Raw genomic sequence first — 22848 nt, 5'->3', positions numbered from 1 at the left:
TATTACTTTGTGGTTATCTTGCTAGTAATAAGGTTTTTAATTTCAATCAATTCTTTAAATTTTAACATATAGGATAGTACATAGTATATCCCTAAACTTATTCCTACCCCTATAATAAGTTGGATTAAATGGCTGCTAAATACTTCACTAATAAAAAAACCTATTCCTGTTGCTAATGTACTAACTAACAGGTATGGAAGAAGATCTACTAATTGATCAAAACCTGAGTAATCAATATATTTTTTGGTATAATATGAGTTAATAAAAAACCCTAAAAAAGAAACCAAAACATATCCAATACTTAACGGAATCAATCCAAACTTATAGGTCACCAGAATTGCAACAATAGTGAGCACATTTTTTATGAGTTCTAATTTTAAGAATAAATCAGACCTTCCTTTGGCATTTAGAAAATTAAGATTGATATACTGTAATGGATGAAAAATAATTTCTAATGATAATATCTGAAGTAAAACAACAGTAGGTAACCATTTACTAGTGATTAAAACCAAAATAATTGGTTTGGCATAAAATATAAGTACAGTAATAATAGGAAATAATAGGAAGCCCGTAAGTTTAACACTTCGCTCTAAAAGGTTCTTAACTTTTGAGTCCTCATCAATAACTTTTACTAAAACAGGAAAAGTAACACTTTGAAGAATCGTGGTTACCAGAGTTTCTGGTATTTGTTTAAATAAAGTAGCTCTGGTAAAATATCCCAGTTCTTCTGCTTTATAGATTTTACCAATTATAATAAGGTAAATATTCTTAAAAAATATTTTAAGTAATCCAGAAATCATTAGTTTAGAGCCAAATCCAAAAAGGGTCTTAAAAGATTCTTTATCAAAAATCAAGCTAGGTTTCCATTGATTTAAGATCCAGAATAAAATCGCAATTGATAGACTTCTCACAATAGTTTGGTACACTAAAGTCCAGACACCATATCCATTAACAGCCAGGTAAATACCAACAATTCCCCCTAGTAGTGCAGATACAATATTAATTATAGCCAGTGTTTTAAAATCAATTTTGGTGGTAAGAAATGCTCTGTGAACAATGGTTGTGGATACAATTATAATATTGATCCCAATAACTTTTATAATATCCACTAGTATTGGTGTTTCGTAGAAATCTCCTATAAAACCAGATCCAATAAATAAAATGCCATATAGTATAAAACCTACAATGATATTAAAGAAAAATATTGTAGAGTAGTCATTATTATTTACATTTTTTTTCTGTACCAATGCAGTAAAAAACCCACTATCTACTAAGGATTGAGATATTGCAAGAAAAATAGCTATCATTCCGATAAGGCCATAATCTTCTGGCATAAGTATTCTTGCTAATACAATACCTAAAATGAATTGTATCATTAGCGTCGAAAACTTATCAATACTACTCCACACTAATCCAATAGTTGTTTTTCTTTTCAAAATACTCACGAGTAGTTATTTTTATTTAAAGTAACCAAATTTTAAAGCCAAATCCTGTACTAAAAAATTAGGTATACTGTACTTTTTTCGACCTGTTTAGAAAAGGATGATATTCTCCTCTTAACGGGCTTAATTCTGCGTTTCTAATATCATGTACTAATTGTATAGATGGTTTTGCGTCAACCAATCCAAAACCATTATTTTTTAGAATTTCTATATAACTTTTGGTATGTAATTCTGTAAAACCAGAGCTAAATTCAATTTCTTTTCCATCAACGAGGATAGAACGATATGTTCTTTGGTTCTTCATTTTAACAGGTTCTGGTATATTTTTATAATCAATAGATAGAAACCATCTCACACGTGCTTTTTCTAGTTCTAGATATCCAGAAGCATTATAAAGATCATGTTTGTGAACAATGTTCTCTGTTGCTCCTCCAAATATCCAAAGTAGCATATCAAAAAAATGAACTCCTATATTAGTTGCTATTCCTCCGGATTTACCTATTTCTCCTTTCCAGGAGCTATTATACCAACTACCTCTAGAGGTAAGGTAGGTAAGGTCTATATCATATATTTTGTCTTTGGGTCCTTCATCAACCATTTTTTTAAGAGCTACTATACTATGATGTAATCGCAACTGCAAGATTGTATTTACTTTTCTCTCACATTCTTCCTCAATTTCAATAAGAGGCTCTATATTCCAGGGATTCAAAACAAGAGGTTTTTCGCAGATTGCATTGGCCCCTCTGCGAAGTGCCATTCTTATATGGGCATCATGTAAATAATTTGGAGTACAAATACTTACATAATCTAATATGATTCCTTTTCTTCTTTTTAGTTTTTCGAGGTGTCTGTCGAAACGTTCAAATTCTACAAAAAAATCGGTATCTGGGAAATAACTATCTAATACTCCTACACTATCAAATTTATCTAGCGCAGCCAGAAGATTATTATTTGTTTCTTTAATAGCTTTAAGGTGTTTTGGAGCCACATAACCTGCTGCGCCAATCAATGCAAAGTTTTTTTTCATCATCATGTCTTTTTTAATTACACTTTAAGATATTTAATCATCTATCTGATAGTACAGAATAGGGGTACAGTTAGGAATCAAAATTCCTTTTTGACAGGTTGTGTTTTAAAAACTTGTTGATTATCTAATTTATATATTTCATTGCTTTCGGGGCAAATAGCAATGCCTTCTTTATCGAACTCTAATCGGTGGCCATACTCGCTCATCCAACCAATTTGCTTAGCTGGATTTCCTACCACAAGTGCATATGGTTTTATATTCTTGGTTATAACAGCTCCGGCGCCGACAAAAGCATATGTGCCAATATCATGACCACAAACTACAGTTGCATTTGCACCGATCGTTGCTCCTTTACCTACGTTTGTTTTACTATATTGTCCTCTTCTATTTACCCCACTTCTTGGATTTACAACGTTAGTGAATACACAAGATGGTCCCAGAAATACATCATCTTCACAAATAACACCTGTATATACAGATACATTATTCTGTATTTTCACATTATCTCCTATAATAACTTGTGGAGAGATTACTACGTTTTGGCCAATATTGCAATGTTCACCTATACGGCAATCTGTCATAATATGAGAAAAATGCCATATTTTGGTATCCTTACCAATATCGCATCCATGATCTATTACAGCAGTTTCATGTACATAATAGTTTGGTTTCATATACTATATTTTAATTATATCAACTCATTTATAACCACATTACAACCGAAATAGAATGTTGTAAATGATTTGCATTTCCTGGGGAATTATTATCTATAGAGAATTTTCCTAATGTTTGAAAATTAAGCCACATATATGCTCCTAATCTTATATTTAACCCCAGGCCAACATTTAGAGTATTATTAATAACTTCATTAAAAAAATTTCCTCCCCATCCTCCTATCAAATACCCGGCATATTCTGCGTGTCTAGGATCGTTCCAATAGTTAGAGGTATAATTTTTAGCCATCAGGTCAACTGCAAAATAATTGATGGTTTCTACACTAAAAACACTATTTATTTTTTTACCTCTCTCAAATTTATTGATTGAAGTTGATAGCTCAATTCCATAATCATAATCAAATCTTTTTTCTACAGTAATTTTTAACAAACGTGATAGATTCCAATTATCTTTAATATTGAGTAATTCATCAAAACGACTTCCAGAATTGTCAACAACATTAAGTCCAAAGCCAATAACCCAAGGATTTTCTTCTTGTGCATAAGCAAAAGAAAAATTTATAATAAATAAGACTAGCAACAGAAGTCGTGTCAAAATCATATTTTATGATCACCATATATGTGCTTCTTTTATCATACAAATCAATTTTTGGGGTTATAAATTGATTAATGCATTTGATCAGGGTAAATCAAATTAAGAATTCTTATAAATTCTTCTAAAACACTTTTAATTACTCGTGAACTATATAAATTTATTTGACAAATGTGAGTAATGAGCTCTATAATAAACCTTGTAGCTTCTATTTTTAAGATTTATTTTAGATATCTCTTATGTAAATTTAACAGATTTTTCTTTAAGTCAATTACTGTTTTACCGCAAAAATATAACTGCCAATAGTTATTCGATACATTTTAGACTCATATAAGTTTATATATCAGCTCTTTAAAAACCTATCATCTATAGATATGATATTTAAAATGGAAATGATCTCTATTTTGCTAGAATATCAAAAACATAATCAGAACCTTACTAGCACTCAATACTTTATGTATGCGATGCATTTATTTTTATTTAAGTGAGGAAACCTAAAACAGGTATAATAAAAAAACCGACCTAAGTACTACATAAATATAGTACTTAGGTCGGTTTTTTTATTATATTTCTTATCTAAGCCTCTCCTGTAGGACCAAAATTCATAGGGATTGGTGTTTGTTCATAATCTTTAATTTCTCCATGAGCAGCTTCAAATCGATTTACATTGTCACTAAGAGCTTTTAATAATCTTTTGGCATGCTGTGGAGTTAGAATAATTCTACTTTTCACCTTACTTTTTGGTCTACCGGGCATAATGTTTACAAAATCAACTACAAATTCTGAAACAGAATGATTAATAATTGCAAGATTACTATATGTACCATCTGCAACATCTTCATCTAGTTCTATATTCAATTGATTTTGTTTCTGATTTTTATTATCTGCCATATCTAATTTTATTTTAGAATCGTTTGATCAAAAAAAAGCCTGCCTAAAAAGGCAGGCTATTTATATTAGTTATAATTAACTTCTTGTCGCTGTTCCATTCGTTCTTCAAACTCTTCGTTTGAACCAACAATGATACTTTCATAGTCTCTCATTCCTGTTCCTGCTGGTATTCTATGCCCAACAATTACATTTTCTTTAAGACCTTCAAGGCTATCAATTTTACCGCTTACCGCAGCTTCGTTTAACACTTTTGTTGTTTCCTGGAATGACGCCGCAGAGATAAATGACTTGGTTTGTAGCGAAGCTCTTGTAATACCTTGCAGTATTGGAGTCGCTGTAGCAGGAGAAACATCTCTTGCAGTAACTAAGTTTTTATCATCTCTACGTAAAGCAGAATTTTCATCTCTTAAATCACGAGGAGAAATAATCTGTCCTTCTTTAAGGTTTTCACTATCTCCCGAATCTTCAACAACCTTCATTCCGAAGATCTGATCATTTTCTTCGATAAAATCAGATTTATGTACTAGCTGATTCTCAAGGAAAATGGTATCTCCTGGATCCTGGATTCTTACTTTACGCATCATTTGACGTACTACCACTTCAAAATGCTTATCATTAATTTTCACACCCTGTAATCGATATACTTCTTGTACTTCATTAACCAAATACTGCTGTACTGCAGAAGGGCCTTTGATTTTAAGAATATCTTCTGGTGTGGTAGATCCATCTGATAATGGCATTCCTGCACGAACATAATCATTTTCCTGAACAAGAATTTGATTAGAAAGTTTTACAAGATACTTTTTAATTTCTCCTATTCTAGATTCAACGATAATCTCTCGATTACCACGTTTGATTTTTCCAAATGATACTACACCATCAATTTCACTAACCACAGCAGGGTTAGAAGGATTACGTGCTTCGAATAATTCTGTTACTCTAGGAAGACCTCCTGTAATATCACCGGCTTTGGCAGATTTACGAGGGATCTTAACCAGAATTTTACCTACCTTAATCTTATCATTATCGTCTACCATAAGGTGGGCTCCAACAGGTAAGTTATAAGAACGTAACACTTCATCTCCTTTTCCTAATACATGTAGTGTTGGTATCTTTTTCTTATCACGAGATTCAGAAATTACTTTTTCCTGGAAACCAGTTTGCTCATCAATCTCTACTTGATAGGTAGTACCTTGTTCAATATTCTCATATCTTACTTTACCTGCAAATTCAGAGATAATTACTCCATTATATGGATCCCACTGACAGATTACATGATCTTTATCTATTTTATCTCCATCCTGGATAAATAATTGAGAACCATAAGGAATTAAGTTTGTACTTAAAACAATCTTAGTTTTTGGATCAATAATCTTAACTTCTGATGTACGAGAAATTACTACATCGATCTCATTACCTTCTCCATCTTCTCCTTTAACCGTTTTAAGCTCTTCAATTTCTGCTTTACCAGCAAACTTAGATCTTAATTGATTTTCTTCAGAAATGTTACCTGCAATACCTCCCACGTGGAATGTACGTAATGTAAGCTGCGTACCAGGCTCTCCAATAGATTGAGCTGCTACAACACCAACGGCTTCACCACGCTGTACTGTTTTACCAGTAGCTAGGTTACGACCATAACATTTTACACAGATTCCTTTCTTTGCTTCACAAGTAAGCGCAGAACGAACTTCTACAGATTCTACAGGTGAATTCTCAATAATCTTAGCAACTTCATCATTAATTTCTACACCAGCTTCTGCTAATACTTCTTGAGTTAATGGGTTAACAACATCTTGCAATGAAGTTCTACCCACTATTCTAGCTGCAAGTCCTTCTATAATTTCCTCATTCTTCTTTAACGGAGTTACCTCTACACCTCTAAGTGTACCACAATCTTCTATATTAACAATAACATCCTGAGCAACATCTACCAAACGACGTGTAAGGTATCCAGCATCCGCAGTTTTAAGAGCGGTATCTGCAAGACCTTTACGAGCACCGTGAGTAGAAATAAAGTACTCAAGAATAGAAAGTCCTTCTTTAAAGTTAGAAAGAATTGGGTTTTCGATAATTTCTCCACCAGCAGAACTCGCTTTCTTCGGTTTTGCCATCAATCCACGCATTCCGGTTAACTGACGAATCTGTTCTTTAGATCCCCTTGCTCCAGAGTCAAGCATCATATATACCGAATTGAATCCTTGTTGGTCTTCACGAATACGCTTCATAGACAATTCTGTCAACTCAGCATTTGTAGATGTCCAAATATCAATTACCTGATTATAACGCTCATTATTGGTAATAAGACCCATATTATAGTTTGCTACAATATTGTCTACCTGAGCATTTGCATCTGCAATCATGGTATGTTTCTCTTTAGGGATAATAATATCTCCTAAACTAAATGATAATCCTCCCTGGAATGCAAAATTATATCCTAAGGTTTTGATTTCATCCAAGAACTCTGCTGTTTCAGGAACACTTGTTACTTTCAAAATACCTCCGATAATATCTCGAAGTGATTTTTTGGTCAATACCTCATTAATATATCCTGCTTGTTCTGGCACTTTCTCATTAAATAAAACTCTACCAGCAGTAGTTTCTATGATTTTAGTTACTATTTCTCCTTCTTCAATATCATTAGTACGAACTTTGATATTCGCATTAATATCTAATCTCTTTTCATTATAAGCAATAACTACTTCTTCTGGAGAGTAGAATGTTAAATCTTCTCCTTTTATTTCTAATTCTGGAGTAGATCTACGAGACTTGGTCATATAATAAAGCCCCAAGACCATATCCTGAGAAGGAACCGTTACAGGTGACCCGTTAGCAGGATTAAGAATATTGTGTGATGCTAGCATCAACAACTGAGCTTCTAAAATTGCTTCGGGTCCTAGTGGTAAGTGTACTGCCATTTGATCCCCATCAAAATCGGCATTAAATGCGGTACAAACCAAAGGGTGTAACTGTATCGCTTTACCTTCGATAAGTTTAGGCTGAAAAGCCTGAATACCTAAACGGTGAAGCGTAGGAGCACGGTTTAGTAATACCGGATGTCCTTTTAAGACATTCTCTAAGATATCCCAAACTACAGGCTCTTTTCTATCAATAATTTTCTTGGCAGATTTTACTGTCTTTACAATACCACGTTCAATCAATTTTCTGATGACAAATGGTTTATAAAGTTCTGCCGCCATATTTTTTGGAAGACCACATTCGAATAATTTCAATTCTGGTCCTACAACAATCACAGAACGTGCTGAGTAATCCACACGTTTACCAAGTAAGTTCTGACGGAAACGTCCTTGCTTACCTTTTAATGAATCGGATAATGATTTTAATGGTCTGTTAGAATCTGTTTTAACCGCAGAAGCCTTACGTGTATTATCAAATAATGAATCTACAGATTCCTGAAGCATACGTTTTTCATTACGTAAAATAACTTCTGGAGCTTTGATTTCCATCAAACGTTTTAAACGATTATTACGGATAATCACACGACGATACAGGTCATTTAAATCTGAAGTCGCAAAACGGCCTCCATCAAGTGGTACCAAAGGACGTAATTCTGGTGGAATTACCGGTACAACTTTAAGAACCATCCATTCTGGATTATTTTCTCTATTTTTATTTGCATCACGGAAAGACTCAACAACCTGAAGACGTTTTAATGCTTCAGTTTTACGTTGTTTAGACGTTTCGTTATTTGCTTTATGTCTTAGTTCATAAGATAGTGCATCAAGATCAATTCTTCTTAAAATCTCGATAAGGCACTCTGCTCCCATCTTTGCAATGAACTTATTAGGATCTGTATCATCAAGATATAGATTTTCCTGAGGAAGGCTATCTAAAATATTTAAATACTCTTCTTCTGTAAGGAAATCCATTTTCTGTACAGCTTCGCCTTCTTCATTTTTGGCAATACCAGGCTGAATTACTACGTAACGTTCGTAGTAAATAATCATATCTAATTTCTTAGATGGAAGTCCTAATAAATATCCTATTTTATTTGGTAAAGAGCGGAAATACCAGATGTGCGCCACAGGGACAACTAAGTTAATATGCCCTACGCGATCTCTTCGTACTTTCTTTTCGGTAACCTCTACTCCACATCGATCACAAACAATACCTTTGTAACGAATTCTTTTATATTTACCACAAGCACATTCGAAGTCCTTTACAGGTCCAAAAATACGCTCACAGAACAAACCATCACGCTCGGGTTTGTGAGTACGATAATTGATAGTTTCGGGTTTTAACACTTCTCCCTGAGATGCCGCTAAAATTGACTCAGGAGATGCTAAACCTATAGAGATTTTATTAAATCTCTTTACTGTATTCTTATCATTATTTCTTGCCATAATATATGGTTGCTAAAGAATTATTGTAATTTAATTTTGAATAGTTTATGGTTCATTCGTACCTTTCGATTTTGCTCAGGGTACGAATTAGCATTTACTATTCTTCTAATCTGATATCCAGACCCAGACCTTTTAATTCGTGCATTAATACATTAAAAGATTCTGGTAATCCTGGTTCTGGCATAGGTTCACCTTTAACAATACTTTCGTATGTCTTAGCTCTTCCTATAACGTCATCAGATTTTACCGTCAATATCTCACGTAAGGTTGCAGAAGCACCATAAGCTTCTAGCGCCCAAACTTCCATCTCTCCAAAACGCTGACCTCCAAATTGAGCCTTACCACCAAGTGGTTGTTGAGTAATCAACGAGTAAGGACCAATAGAACGTGCATGCATTTTATCATCTACCATGTGACCAAGCTTAAGCATGTAAATCACACCTACAGTAGCTGGCTGGTGGAAACGATCTCCCGTACCTCCATCATAAAGATAAGTATGTCCAAACCTTGGAATTCCTGCTTCATCTGTAAATCCATTAATCTGATCTAAAGAAGCACCATCAAAAATTGGAGTAGCAAATTTTCTATCCAGTTTTTGCCCAGCCCATCCTAATACTGTTTCATAGATCTGACCAATATTCATACGAGATGGTACCCCAAGTGGGTTCAACACAATATCAACTGGTGTTCCATCTTCTAAGAATGGCATATCTTCTTCTCTTACAATACGAGCAACAATACCTTTGTTACCGTGACGACCTGCCATTTTATCACCTACTTTTAGCTTACGTTTCTTAGCAATATAAACTTTAGCAAGTTTTATAATTCCTGAAGGTAACTCATCTCCTACAGAGATCGTAAATTTCTCTCTTCGAAGATTACCTTGTAAATCATTTTCTTTAATCTTATAGTTATGGATAAGATCTGCAACCATACTATTTAAAGCATCGTCGGTAGTCCACGTTCCTTTGGTAAGGTGAGCATAATCATCTACGCTATTAAGCATTTTCTGAGTATACTTTTTACCTTTAGGAAGCACCTCTTCTCCAAGATCATTCATAACCCCTTGAGAAGTTTTACCACCAACAATAGCAAATAACTTATCTACTAATTCAGATTTTAGCAATTCGAATTTTGTATCGTATGATCTTTCTAAAATCTCAATATCTTCTTTATCCTGAGAACGTTTTCTCTTATCCTTTATAGCGCGGGCAAATAATTTTTTATCAATTACCACACCATGTAAAGAAGGCGAAGCTTTTAAAGAAGCATCTTTAACATCTCCTGCTTTATCTCCAAAAATTGCTCTTAATAGTTTCTCTTCTGGAGTAGGGTCGCTTTCTCCTTTTGGAGTAATTTTTCCGATAAGAATATCACCCGGTTTGATTTCTGCACCAACGCGGATCATTCCGTTTTCATCAAGATCTTTGGTAGCTTCTTCAGAAACGTTAGGAATATCATTAGTTAATTCTTCATTACCTAATTTGGTATCTCTAACCTCAAGAGAATATTCATCAATATGGATTGAAGTAAAGATATCTTCTCGTACTACTTTTTCAGAAATCACAATCGCATCCTCAAAGTTATACCCTTTCCAAGGCATAAAGGCTACTTTCATGTTTCTACCTAGTGCAAGTTCTCCTTTTTCTGTAGCATATCCTTGACACAATACCTGACCTTTTTTAACACGATCCCCAACATTAACGATGGGTTTAAGGTTTATATTGGTACCTTGATTCGTTTTACGGAATTTTATTAATTCATAGGTTTTAGAATCGTCATCAAAGCTTACCATTCTTTGCTCTTCTGTTCTATCGTATTTAATGGTAATCTTTTGTGCATCTACATACTCAACAACTCCTTCTCCTTCTGCATTAATCAATACTCTGGAATCTGATGCTACCTGACGCTCTAATCCTGTTCCTACAATAGGAGCATCAACTCTTAATAGTGGTACTGCCTGACGCATCATGTTTGATCCCATCAATGCACGGTTTGCATCATCATGTTCTAAGAACGGAATTAAAGATGCAGAAATAGATGCTATCTGATTAGGAGCAACATCGGCATAATTAACATTGGTTGGGTCAATTACCGGGAAGTCACCTTCCATACGTGCAATTACCTTATCAGAATCTATAGCACCATCTTCTTTTAACGGAATATTAGCCTGAGCTATTAATTTTTCTTCTTCCTCTTCTGCACTTAGGTAAGTATATCCAGAAAGATCAACCTTTCCTTCTTCTACTTTTCTATATGGAGTTTCAAGGAATCCCATCGAATTCACTTTTGCAAATACAGAAAGTGAAGAGATAAGACCAATATTTGGTCCTTCAGGAGTTTCAATAGGACATAGACGACCGTAATGTGTATAGTGTACATCACGTACCTCAAAACCTGCACGTTCACGTGATAAACCTCCAGGTCCAAGAGCCGAAAGTCTACGCTTATGTGTAATCTCTGCTAATGGATTGGTTTGATCCATGAACTGAGATAATTGGTTTGTACCAAAGAACGAATTAATTACAGATGATAACGTTTTAGCATTGATCAAATCAATCGGTGTAAAAACCTCATTATCTCTAACATTCATACGTTCACGAATGGTACGAGCCATACGAGCCAGACCAACTCCAAACTGTTGTGATAATTGCTCTCCTACAGTTCTAACACGACGGTTAGAAAGGTGATCGATATCATCAATTTCAGCTTTAGAATTAATTAACTCTATTAAGTACTTAATAATGGTAATAATATCTTCTTTGGTAAGCACTTGCTTATCCATTGCAATATCAAGTCCCAATTTCTTATTCATTCTATAACGGCCTACTTCACCAAGGTTGTAACGTTGATCAGAAAAGAATAACTTGTCAATAATACCTCTTGCAGTTTCTTCATCGGGCGGTTCTGCATTACGTAATTGACGGTATATATGTTCTACCGCTTCTTTTTCAGAGTTGGTAGGATCTTTTTGTAAAGTATTGTGGATAATTGCATAATCTCCTTTTTGATTATCTTCTTTATGAAGCAAAATGGTTTTTGCTCCAGATTCGATAATCTCTTCAAGATGATCTTTATCTAAGATGGTATCACGATCTAAAACGATCTCGTTACGCTCAATAGACACTACTTCTCCTGTATCTTCATCCACAAAATCTTCATGCCATGTATTTAATACACGGGCTGCTAACTTGCGTCCTAATACTTTTTTCAATCCGGATTTAGAAACTTTTACTTCTTCTGCAAGATCAAATATTTCTAAAATATCTTTATCACGTTCAAAACCAATTGCACGGAAAAGTGTCGTTACCGGTAATTTTTTCTTTCTATCGATATAAGCGTACATTACACTATTGATATCGGTAGCAAATTCTATCCAAGAACCTTTAAAAGGAATTACTCTTGCAGAATATAATTTAGTTCCATTGGCATGGAATGATTGTCCAAAGAATACTCCCGGTGAACGGTGTAATTGAGATACGACTACTCGCTCTGCCCCATTAATACAAAAAGTACCACTGGGTGTCATATAAGGAATTGTACCTAAGTACACATCCTGAACAATAGTCTCAAAATCTTCGTGTTCTGGGTCTGTACAGAAAAGTTTTAGACGGGCTTTTAAAGGTACACTATAGGTAAGACCTCTTTCTATACACTCCTGCAGATCATATCTTGGAGGGTCTACAAAGTAATCTAAAAATTCTAGTACAAATTGATTACGAGTATCTGTAATCGGGAAGTTTTCCATGAAGGTATTGTATAAACCTTCGTTTCCTCTTTCTTCAGATTTTGTTTCTAGTTGAAAGAAATCCTGGAAGGATTTGATCTGAATATCCAGGAAGTCAGGATAATCAGGTCTATTCTTTACAGAAGAGAAATTCAATCTTTCAGTTTGCGTTGCTAACATCAATGGACGGAATTAAATTAAAATTTAAAAAAGGGTGCGTATTTATAACTTAATGTTTATATACGCAAAATGGTTTAGACCTCATCAGGCATCATTGCATGATGGGTCTAAACCTATATGTCAATATATGGTAAGCTTATTTAAGCTCAACCTCAGCTCCAGCCTCTTCTAATTGTGCTTTAAGAGCTTCTGCTTCATCTTTAGATATTCCTTCTTTGATTGCTTTAGGAGCTTCATCAACTAATCCTTTAGCATCTTTAAGACCAAGACCTGTAAGTTCTTTTACAAGTTTTACAACAGCTAGTTTAGCACCACCTGCAGCCTTAAGGATTACATCAAATTCTGTTTTTTCTTCAGCAGCATCTCCTCCACCAGCACCACCGCCAGCAGCTACAGCTACTGCAGCAGCAGCAGGTTCGATACCATATTCTTCTTTTAATATATCAGCTAACTCATTAACTTCTTTTACTGTTAAGTTAACTAATTGTTCTGCGAAATCTTTTAAATCTGCCATTTTCTATCGTTTTAAATAATTTTTTTAATTGAAATATAATTGTTAAAAAGTGCGTACACTACTATTAATTACCCTTCTTTTTCGGATAACGTTTTAAGAATACCGGCTATAGTACCACCACTTGATTTTAATGCTGAAATAACATTCTTAGCTGGTGATTGTAATAGACCAATAATGTCTCCGATAACTTCTTCCTTAGACTTAATATTAACTAAAGCGTCTAAGTTTTCGTCACCTACATATACTGCCTCTTCTATAAATGCTCCTTTTAACAAAGGTTTTTCAGATTTCTTACGAAACTCCTTAATCACCTTTGCTGGTGCATTTCCGGTTTCAGCAAACATAATGGAAGTATTACCTTTTAATGTAGTTGGTAATTCTCCAAAATCTTTATCTGAGTTCTCCATTGCTTTTGCAAGGAGTGTATTCTTAACTACTTTTAATGATACATTAGCTTTAAAACAAGCTCTACGTAAATTTGAAGTCGTTCCTGCATCCAATCCTGAAATATCTGCTAAATAGATATTAGTGTTATCAGCTAACTGAGCAGTTAAGTCTTCAATTACTAGTGATTTTTCTTCTCTTGTCATAATCGTTTATCTTAATTACCCAGCAAAGTTTTTAGTATCAATTTCTACACCAGGACTCATAGTAGAAGATATATATATTGATTTAATATATATTCCTTTTGCTGTCTGTGGCTTCAACTTTACCAATGTTGTTAATAATTCTTTAGCGTTTCCTGCTATTTTCTCGGCATCAAAAGAAGATTTACCTATTGCTGCATGAACAATACCAGTTTTATCTACTTTAAAATCAATCTTACCTGCCTTTACATCAGAAACTGCTTTTGAAACATCCATTGTTACTGTTCCAGTTTTTGGGTTAGGCATTAATCCACGAGGTCCTAATACTCTACCTAATGGTCCTAATTTACCCATAACGCTAGGCATGGTGATGATTACATCAACATCTGTCCATCCACCTTTGATTTTATCAAGATATTCATCAAGGCCAACAAAATCAGCACCTGCTTCTTTTGCTTCGGCTTCTTTATCTGGTGTTACTAATGCTAATACTTTAACATCTTTTCCTGTTCCGTGAGGTAAAGTTACCACACCACGCACCATTTGATTTGCTTTACGTGGATCTACGTTCAGACGAACAGCAAGATCTACAGAAGCATCAAAATTTACGCTTGTTATTTCTTTTACTAAAGCAGAAGCTTCATCTAATGAATACGCTTTGTTTTTATCAACTTTAGCGTTTGCTTCCTTTTGCTTTTTAGTTACTTTTGCCATTTTGTAAACGTTTTTGGATTAAAAAGGAGCTTGTCCTTTTACAGTTACACCCATTGAGCGAGCAGTACCAGCAATCATTTTCATAGCAGATTCTACAGTAAATGCATTTAAATCCTGCATTTTATCTTCTGCGATTGTACGAACTTGATCCCAAGTAACACTAGCTACTTTTTTACGATTAGGCTCTCCAGAACCTTTTTTCTGTTTTGCTGCTTCCAGTATCTGAACAGCTGCTGGTGGAGTTTTGATAACAAAGTCAAAAGACTTGTCTGTGTACACATTAATTACCACTGGTAATACTTTACCAGCTTTATCTTGTGTTCTACCATTGAATTGCTTACAGAATTCCATGATATTTACTCCGGCAGCACCTAAAGCAGGTCCAACTGGTGGGGATGGGTTTGCCGCTCCTCCACGCACTTGTAATTTTACTACTTTACCTATCTCTTTAGCCATTTTTCTAATTTTAAATTAGAATTGTTCTATAAGTGGAAGCAAAAGAACAACTCTGGATCTATAATGTAACAATTATTATATTTTTTCTACTTGCATATAACTCAATTCTAATGGTGTTTTTCTTCCGAAAATCTTAACCATTACCTCGAGTTTACGCTTCTCTTCGTTTACTTTTTCAACAGTACCATTAAATCCGTTAAATGGTCCATCGATAACTTTTACTGTCTCTCCTACTGTGTAAGGAATTGCAACGTTATCAGTTTTAACTGCAAGTTCATCAACCTTACCTAGCATTCTATTAATTTCTGCTTTTCTTAGTGGCACAGGATCTCCTCCTTTTACTTCACCAAGAAAACCTATTACACCATTAATAGATTTAATGATATGTGGTATTTCTCCAGAAAGGTTAGCTTCTATCATAACATAACCAGGAAAATACACTCTTTCTTTATTTATTTTTTTTCCATTACGAATCTGCACTACTTTTTCTGTAGGTACAAGAATCTGAGAAACATAATCTTCAAGTCCCATATGAGCAATCTCTCGCTCGATATAGTCTTTAACTTTATTTTCCTGACCGCTTACCGCTCTTACCACGTACCATTTCTTCGTATTATCTACTTCAGCCATTTTAAAAATTTAAGATTTAACTAAAGTAAAATAATATTCTATCACATTACTAAATGCAGTATCTATACCCCAGATAACTAAGGAAAAAATAACCGAAAAAACGATTACAATCAAAGTAAGTCTTTGTGCTTCTGCCCAAGGGGTCCAAGTCACATGATTCTTTAGCTCATTATATGATTCTGCAATGTAATTTACTAGTCCAGCCATCTTGTTTATTTTTTAAACGAATCAAAAACAAATTTTAATTTCGTTATAAAACTCATTATTATAACAATCTATTACTGTATATATACAATATTGATTGACTTTGCACGGGTTGAGAGACTCGAACTCCCGACACCTGGTTTTGGAGACCAGTGCTCTACCAACTGAGCTAAACCCGTAACATAAGTCAAGGTATTCGTATCAACGAATACCTTAACTTTTATATACTATCTTGTATTAGTCTAAAATTTCAGTTACCTGACCGGCACCTACTGTTCTACCACCTTCACGGATCGCAAAACGAAGACCTACATTCATTGCAATTGTCTGAATAAGCTCAACAGTAATTGTTAAGTTATCTCCAGGCATTACCATTTCAACTCCATCAGGAAGAGCAATATTTCCTGTTACATCAGTTGTACGTACATAAAACTGAGGACGGTAGTTATTATGGAATGGAGTGTGACGTCCACCTTCTTCTTTCTTAAGGATATACACCTCAGCTTTGAATTTTTTATGTGGAGTTACAGAACCAGGTTTAGTGATTACCATACCACGAGAAATCTGAGTTTTCTCAATACCTCTTAATAGGATACCAGCATTATCTCCTGCCTCACCTCTATCAAGGATTTGACGGAACATCTCGATACCTGTTATAGTAGAAGTAAGCTTTTCAGCTCCCATACCAATAATCTCAACTGGATCTCCAGTATTAGCGATACCTGTTTCTATACGACCTGTAGCAACAGTACCACGACCTGTAATAGAAAATACATCTTCAATCGGCATTAAGAAATCTTTTTCTACATCACGCTTAGGTAATTCGATCCAAGCATCTACAGCTTTCATTAATTCTAAAACTGTATCAACCCATTTTTGCTCACCATTAAGAGCTCCAAGAGCTGAACCAGAAATTACAGGACCATTATCTCCATCATATTCGTAGAAAGATAAAAGATCTCTAACTTCCATCTCAACAAGCTCTAATAATTCCTCATCATCAACCATATCCACTTTATTAAGGAATACAACGATTCTAGGAATACCTACCTGGCGACCTAAAAGTATATGTTCACGAGTTTGTGGCATAGGACCATCTGTAGCAGCAACTACTAAGATCGCTCCGTCCATTTGTGCAGCACCAGTAACCATGTTCTTTACATAATCGGCGTGACCTGGACAATCAACGTGCGCATAATGACGATTCTCAGTTTGGTACTCAACATGAGATGTATTAATAGTAATACCTCTTTCTTTTTCTTCTGGAGCATTATCGATTTGATCAAAATCTCTCGCTTCAGAAAGACCTGCATCTGCTAATACTTTAGTAATCGCAGCAGTTAAAGTCGTTTTACCGTGATCAACGTGTCCAATAGTACCAATATTTAAGTGCGGTTTGGAACGATCAAAAGTTTCCTTTGCCATAATTAATTTATTTAATCTAAGTTATATATTAGTGTTCAATTCAAAATTCTGAACCTAGAGCCAATGACGAGATTTGAACTCGTGACCTCTTCCTTACCAAGGAAACGCTCTACCCCTGAGCTACACCGGCTTTTTAATGAGTATAATGACAAATCAGAGCACTTTCAATACTATAAGAAAGAAATCCGATCAATCATTACATTTATGTTAAAAATCCAACCTTAATTATTTACAATTAAGATTTGCTCTATTTTAGAGCTAAAACCTCAAAAAAACAGGCTCTACTCTCTACACAGGCTTTTCACCCTGTTTTCTTTTACTAGTCAAATATATTATTTGAACGTAAAGAAAATTCTTAGAGCGGGAGACCAGGTTCGAACTGGCGACATTCAGCTTGGAAGGCTGACGCTCTACCAACTGAGCTACTCCCGCTTTTAGTCCTGAATTAAAAATTTCAGAACAGAATTTTATTTTTAACTTCTTTTAAAAAAACATCTAGACAAATTAAGTTGATGCTTATTTCAAAATTATGTGGGGAGAGCAGGATTCGAACCTGCGAAGACATAGTCAGCAGATTTACAGTCTGCCCTCGTTGGCCGCTTGAGTATCTCCCCGATTAAAAAATTCAATATTTTAAAATGAACTTATGAATTTTGAGTGCGCAAAAATAGTCATTTATTTTACAATTCAAAATTCTATTTAAAAAGCTTTATTTTTTATTTAAAAAAAATGCTTTTTTAGAGCCGATGGAGGGACTCGAACCCACGACCTGCTGATTACAAATCAGCTGCTCTAGCCAGCTGAGCTACATCGGCTTTTCACCATGTTTTAGAACATAAAAAAGTCCGCTATTTCTAACGGACTGCAAATGTATAGAATTTATTTCTTTCACAAAACTATTTTTCAAAAAAAATAGTCAAACATGTGCATTTAATTTTTCTTTACGCTTTCTAAGTTGTCTTTCTAACGAACTAACACACTCATCTACACCTTCTTCAAAGGATTTGTTAATTTTTTTTATCATAAATTCGTCTCCCGGCACACTCAATAAAATCTCCGTAATTTTATTTTCTTTACTACTCGTATTCATAACTTTCAAAAATACATCTGCATGAATTATTCGATTAAAATGAGTTTCTAACTTATCCAATTTAGTTTGAGTAAAATTCACCAACTTTTGATCTACATTAAAATTTACGGACTGCAAGTTCACTTTCATAGGTTGTTAGTTTAATTAGATTGAACAAAATTTTAAGCCAAAAAGATTGACAAGCTAACAACTCATCTTTATTTTTTATTCCTTGGATGAGATTGTTTATACACTTTTGTTAACTGAGCTACACTATGATGAGTATATACCTGAGTAGCAGCTAAACTAGAATGGCCAAGCAATTCTTTTACAGCATTTAGATTTGCCCCTTCATTTAGTAAATGTGTCGCAAAAGAATGTCTTAAAATATGCGGACTCTTTTTCACTTTTGAAGATGCCTTACTAAAATAACCATTTATAATGCGATATACAAGTGTTTCATAGATTTTAACTCCTTTTTTTGTCAAAAGCAAAAAGGAGGGTTCTTGCCCCCTAATCAAATCAGATCTCACAGTCAAATACAGGCTCAATGTATCACAAACCGACGAAAGAAGAGGCAAATACCTTTCCTTATTACGTTTACCTAAAACTTTTATTTGCTTCTGATTTATATCTACATCTGATAACTTAAGATTCACCAATTCTATTCTTCTTATTCCTGTAGCATAAAAAAGCTCTACAATCAACCTATCTCTAACACTTTCGAAATCCTGATCATCTCTTAAACCTTTCAAAACATCTTCTACTTCTTGCGTAGAAAATGGTATTTGAAGCTTTTTAGGCGCTTTTAAAGCTTGGTGCTTCGCCAGGGGATTCTTATCTATTTGTTCTGACTTAAGCAGAAATTTATAATATGTTTTAAGAGAAGAGACCTTTCTATTAATCGTTCGATTAGAAATACCATCATTAACAAGATTCACAATCCAGGAACGAATCTGAGCATAGTTTGCATTGGCTATCTCAGAAGTATCATATTCTATTTGATAGAATTCTAAAAAAGATAGCAAATCTGCTTTATAGGCTGTTACCGTATGCTTAGAATAATTTTTTTCGTGAAGTAAGTACTCTATAAACTCAGAAATAAACATAAAAAAACCGTTAGAAAACAAAAGTATAAAACTTTTAGCATCCTAACGGTTAAAATTTATACTGAAAAACGGCAGTCTAGTTTCTTCACAAGAAGAAACATTATAAAGACAGCGTTATTTACCTTTAAATTTCTTCTTGATCTCTTAAGTGCTGAATATATTGCGCTTTTTGAATCTGCGCTCTTCTTTCAACAGAAGGTTTTGAAAACGCTTGACGTTTACGAAGCTGACGCATCGTTCCTGTTCGATCAAATTTTCTTTTAAAACGTTTTAACGCTCTATCTATATTTTCTCCGTCTTTAACTGGTATAATTAACATAGTGGCACCTCCTTTCTTTAGAAATAATTAGGGTGCAAAGATAATACAAAACTATTATCCACAAAGTTTTCTTCAATAATATTTAATATTATTTCAAAGACCAAACAGAATAGCCCTTTGGTGGTGCCTGAATTTTAACCCATTTACCTCCCTGAGTAGTCGGTTCCCATCCCGAATGACCAGTATAATCTTTAATTTTCTTGTTTGACCAATTGGTCTGGATCCATCTTTCTTGCCATGAATTTGAATTATTAATATACACCACTAAACCATTTTTACCACTTCCTCCATTTCTTCTAGCGATATATTCGTCATTATCTGTCCAAAGGTTTGTTGTATTTCCTCCTGCAAGATTGTTATGAATCCAAATTAGATTATTCATTTTATTTTTATCTAACCAATCCTCATAATCTCTATAAAAAATCGCAGGATATCCTTCATGAGTTAAAATATACGCATAAGCCAGTATTTTGTTATTGATAATTTCATCAGTATCATGATTAGCCACAAAAGTAACTGCTCTTGTTGGACTTCTTTTCCATAGCATATCTCCGCTAAGTGCGTTTAAATTATTTCCTTGAAATGCATCTCTCATTTTGTAATAACATCCAAAATCAAATGCAGACATCTGCGCCTGATCCGTCCACCATTTTAAGGTGTTTACATTTCCATCCCAATACTCTCCTACAGCAAATCCTCCTACTGCATTTCTAAACTCTTTTGGAACCCAAGGTTCGAATCCTTTTACGTAATCAAATCTCCAACCATCAAATTTCATAGTATTTTTATAATACTTCGCTACAGAATTAGATTTTTTCCACAACCAATCCTGTACATAACTTTTGTGGTGACATATATCTGCAAAACCTCCAAAAACACCAGAATCATTAGCATGGTAATCATTTGGGTGAAAATCATACTGAGTTCTTTCAAATAATCCAGATAGAGGGTTATAATCTGTATATGTATTAGAATTAGTAAAAATATTAGCTTCAGAATCTCCTCCACTATTGTGATTAATCACTATATCTGCAATTACGCTTAGGCTATTATTATGTGCAGTTGTAATTAAACTGGTTAATTCTGAACGCGAACCAAATCTGGTTTCGGTACTCCCCATTTGGTTATACTCACCAAAATCATAATAATCAAAGGGGTCATATCCCATAGACAATCCTCCATTCATTGCTTTACTAACAGGTGGCAACCAAATAGCATCAATACCTGCATTGCTCCAACTGTTTACTTTTCCTTTTACAACATTCCACCAGGTACCGCCCGCAGGCACATCCCAATAAAAAGCTTGCATCATTACTCCCGAACCAATTTGTTTTAGCGCTTTTGAAGAAACCTCTTCCTGTAAATCCCCGGACTCAGGTGCTGCTTCGTCTAAAACCTCATCTTTACTACAACTAATAAACAAAAACGTTATAGTAAGAAGTCCATAAAAAAATGTTTTGATTTTCATAATTAACTAATGTTTGTGTTAAATTTTTATCAAATTAAGTATTTTACAAAAGCCGAAAACGTTTGAAATCTCACGCAAACGTTTGCGTGTTGATAAAACTTTAAACTTTATCGTTTTATACTAGTGCAAAACGATAAGTAGCTATTTTTTAAACCTAAAAAAGTATAGAACAAAAAAAACCTCGAGGTTTCTCCCCGAGGTTTTTGGTATATAAAATTTTAGTTAAAAAATCTATACTATTTTACGTTGCCGCTTTATATTCTTTTTTATCAATTATAATCTTAGCAATTACTTCTCTTAATATTTCTGAAGTTCCGCCTCCTATTGGACCTAATCGGCTATCTCTAAATAGTCTTGCCATTGGATACTCTTCCATATATCCATAGCCCCCTAATAGTTGTAGACATTTATATATTGCTTCATCAGCAATTTTGGTAGAAATCAACTTCGACATGCTGGCTTCTTTAACCACATATTTCCCATCATTAAGTCGTTTAGCAACAGAGTAATTAAATTCTTTGCACATTTCTACTTCACTTGCAATATCTGCAACAGTATGTCTTAGCGCCTGAAATTTATCAATCGTCTTCCCGAAAGCTTCTCGCTCCGACATATATTGTATAACATATTCTAATGCATACTCTGTTCGTGCATGTGCATTAACTCCCATTATCAACCTTTCTAAAGCAAAATGCTGCATAATATATGAGAACCCTTTGTTTTCTTCTCCCATTAAGTTATTTGCGGGAATTTTCACATTATCAAAAGCAATTTCTCCAGTATCAGAAGCTTTCCATCCCAGTTTTTCTAATTTAGTAGTAGAAATCCCTGGAGTATCTCTATCAACAACAAAGATACTTATCCCTTTATTTCCTAATTCGGGATTTGTTTTTGCAGCTATAACGAGGTAATCACTATAAACACCATTAGTAATAAAGGTTTTAGATCCGTTAATTACGTAATGATCTCCTTCTTTTACTGCTGTAGTTCTCATTCCTGCAACATCAGAACCTCCAAAAGGTTCTGTAATACCTAGGCATCCTATTTTCTCACCAGATATACTGGGTTTTAAATACATTTCTTTAATTCTATGATCACCTTCTTTATTTAAATGTGTCATCGCCAAATATGCATGTGCCCATATAGCAGCAGCAAAACCACCAGAATTAATTTTTTGCAGTTCTTCTAAAAGTATCACAGTATAAAACAGATCGAGGTCTAGTCCACCGTATTCTTCTGGATACGCAATTCCAAAGTATCCCATTTCACCAAACTTCTCCCAAATAAACCGATCAATATCTCCAGTTTTTTCCCATTTGTCTATATGTGGTGTTACTTCTTTTTTCAGAAACTCCCTAAGACTTTGCCTAAATAATTCATGTTCTTCTGTAAAATACATACTATTCATATGACAACCTTCGTTTTTTTGTTAACATATTACTACATATAATGATTG

At 34.2% G+C, this 22848-nt stretch carries 19 protein-coding genes and 5 tRNA genes; all 24 read right to left on the bottom strand.

The genetic code is table 11. From position 1 onward, the window contains the following. Positions 1-2: 2 nt before the first annotated feature. The 24 genes from NNL09_RS13650 to NNL09_RS13535 all read right to left on the bottom strand — a co-directional run bounded on the left by NNL09_RS13650 (position 3) and on the right by NNL09_RS13535 (position 22800). Complete coding sequence (locus tag NNL09_RS13650) at positions 3-1445, bottom strand: lipopolysaccharide biosynthesis protein (protein ID WP_196909567.1); 1443 nt, start codon at positions 1443-1445, stop codon at positions 3-5. A 58-nt stretch (positions 1446-1503) separates the two neighbouring features. After that, the gene (locus tag NNL09_RS13645; RefSeq protein ID WP_370540750.1) at positions 1504-2469 is read right to left on the bottom strand and encodes a Gfo/Idh/MocA family protein; all 966 of its coding nucleotides are present in this window, start codon (positions 2467-2469) and stop codon (positions 1504-1506) included. A gap of 77 nt (positions 2470-2546) precedes the next feature. After that, positions 2547-3143, bottom strand: coding sequence for an acyltransferase (locus NNL09_RS13640; protein WP_025665934.1), 597 nt, complete (start codon positions 3141-3143; stop codon positions 2547-2549). Positions 3144-3171: 28 nt separating this feature from the next. Then, the gene (locus tag NNL09_RS13635; RefSeq protein WP_196909565.1) at positions 3172-3744 is read right to left on the bottom strand and encodes a hypothetical protein; all 573 of its coding nucleotides are present in this window, start codon (positions 3742-3744) and stop codon (positions 3172-3174) included. A gap of 567 nt (positions 3745-4311) precedes the next feature. After that, positions 4312-4626 carry a DUF3467 domain-containing protein gene (locus tag NNL09_RS13630; RefSeq protein ID WP_025665932.1) on the bottom strand — a complete coding sequence of 105 codons (315 nt, stop codon included), beginning with the start codon at positions 4624-4626 and terminating at the stop codon, positions 4312-4314. Between the two features lie 65 nt (positions 4627-4691). Beyond that, positions 4692-8990 carry a DNA-directed RNA polymerase subunit beta' gene (rpoC, locus tag NNL09_RS13625; RefSeq protein ID WP_025665931.1) on the bottom strand — a complete coding sequence of 1433 codons (4299 nt, stop codon included), beginning with the start codon at positions 8988-8990 and terminating at the stop codon, positions 4692-4694. Positions 8991-9087: 97 nt separating this feature from the next. Then, positions 9088-12897 carry a DNA-directed RNA polymerase subunit beta gene (rpoB, locus tag NNL09_RS13620; protein WP_025665930.1) on the bottom strand — a complete coding sequence of 1270 codons (3810 nt, stop codon included), beginning with the start codon at positions 12895-12897 and terminating at the stop codon, positions 9088-9090. A 136-nt stretch (positions 12898-13033) separates the two neighbouring features. Next, positions 13034-13411: a 50S ribosomal protein L7/L12 gene (gene rplL / locus NNL09_RS13615; RefSeq protein WP_025665929.1), complete on the bottom strand. Its 378-nt coding sequence runs from the start codon at positions 13409-13411 to the stop codon at positions 13034-13036. A 68-nt stretch (positions 13412-13479) separates the two neighbouring features. After that, positions 13480-14001, bottom strand: coding sequence for a 50S ribosomal protein L10 (gene rplJ / locus NNL09_RS13610; RefSeq protein ID WP_025665928.1), 522 nt, complete (start codon positions 13999-14001; stop codon positions 13480-13482). 15 nt (positions 14002-14016) lie between these two features. Continuing rightward, the gene (gene rplA, locus NNL09_RS13605) at positions 14017-14712 is read right to left on the bottom strand and encodes a 50S ribosomal protein L1 (RefSeq protein WP_025665927.1); all 696 of its coding nucleotides are present in this window, start codon (positions 14710-14712) and stop codon (positions 14017-14019) included. 18 nt (positions 14713-14730) lie between these two features. Further along, positions 14731-15168 carry a 50S ribosomal protein L11 gene (gene rplK / locus NNL09_RS13600; protein WP_024768886.1) on the bottom strand — a complete coding sequence of 146 codons (438 nt, stop codon included), beginning with the start codon at positions 15166-15168 and terminating at the stop codon, positions 14731-14733. A 75-nt stretch (positions 15169-15243) separates the two neighbouring features. After that, positions 15244-15798 carry a transcription termination/antitermination protein NusG gene (gene nusG / locus NNL09_RS13595; protein ID WP_024768887.1) on the bottom strand — a complete coding sequence of 185 codons (555 nt, stop codon included), beginning with the start codon at positions 15796-15798 and terminating at the stop codon, positions 15244-15246. Positions 15799-15807: 9 nt separating this feature from the next. Next, a complete protein-coding gene (gene secE / locus NNL09_RS13590) occupies positions 15808-16005 on the bottom strand; it encodes a preprotein translocase subunit SecE (RefSeq protein WP_025665926.1) in 198 nt (65 codons plus the stop codon). Positions 16006-16108: 103 nt separating this feature from the next. Next, positions 16109-16181 (bottom strand) — tRNA-Trp (locus tag NNL09_RS13585). A gap of 58 nt (positions 16182-16239) precedes the next feature. Then, on the bottom strand, positions 16240-17427 hold the full coding sequence (tuf, locus tag NNL09_RS13580) for an elongation factor Tu (protein ID WP_025665925.1): 1188 nt from the start codon (positions 17425-17427) through the stop codon (positions 16240-16242). Between the two features lie 58 nt (positions 17428-17485). Continuing rightward, positions 17486-17557, bottom strand: a tRNA-Thr gene (locus NNL09_RS13575). 229 nt (positions 17558-17786) lie between these two features. Further along, positions 17787-17859: transfer RNA gene (locus NNL09_RS13570), tRNA-Gly, on the bottom strand. Positions 17860-17959: 100 nt separating this feature from the next. Further along, positions 17960-18041: transfer RNA gene (locus NNL09_RS13565), tRNA-Tyr, on the bottom strand. A 127-nt stretch (positions 18042-18168) separates the two neighbouring features. Then, positions 18169-18242, bottom strand: a tRNA-Thr gene (locus tag NNL09_RS13560). A gap of 101 nt (positions 18243-18343) precedes the next feature. Then, positions 18344-18646 (bottom strand): ribosome hibernation-promoting factor, HPF/YfiA family, encoded by a 303-nt coding sequence (gene hpf / locus NNL09_RS13555; protein WP_025665924.1) that lies wholly within the window; start codon positions 18644-18646, stop codon positions 18344-18346. A gap of 68 nt (positions 18647-18714) precedes the next feature. Then, on the bottom strand, positions 18715-19605 hold the full coding sequence (locus NNL09_RS13550; protein WP_196909564.1) for a tyrosine-type recombinase/integrase: 891 nt from the start codon (positions 19603-19605) through the stop codon (positions 18715-18717). 124 nt (positions 19606-19729) lie between these two features. Further along, a complete protein-coding gene (gene rpsU / locus NNL09_RS13545; RefSeq protein WP_024768892.1) occupies positions 19730-19924 on the bottom strand; it encodes a 30S ribosomal protein S21 in 195 nt (64 codons plus the stop codon). Between the two features lie 88 nt (positions 19925-20012). Continuing rightward, positions 20013-21392 (bottom strand): alpha-amylase, encoded by a 1380-nt coding sequence (locus tag NNL09_RS13540; RefSeq protein WP_025665922.1) that lies wholly within the window; start codon positions 21390-21392, stop codon positions 20013-20015. 241 nt (positions 21393-21633) lie between these two features. After that, positions 21634-22800 (bottom strand): acyl-CoA dehydrogenase family protein, encoded by a 1167-nt coding sequence (locus NNL09_RS13535; protein ID WP_196909563.1) that lies wholly within the window; start codon positions 22798-22800, stop codon positions 21634-21636. Positions 22801-22848 lie beyond the last annotated feature (48 nt).

Origin of the sequence: Aquimarina sp. EL_43 (assembly GCF_943422735.1) — a bacterium.
GTDB classification, from domain to species: Bacteria; Bacteroidota; Bacteroidia; order Flavobacteriales; family Flavobacteriaceae; genus Aquimarina; species Aquimarina megaterium.
This window is presented reverse-complemented; position numbering and strand designations above follow the sequence as displayed.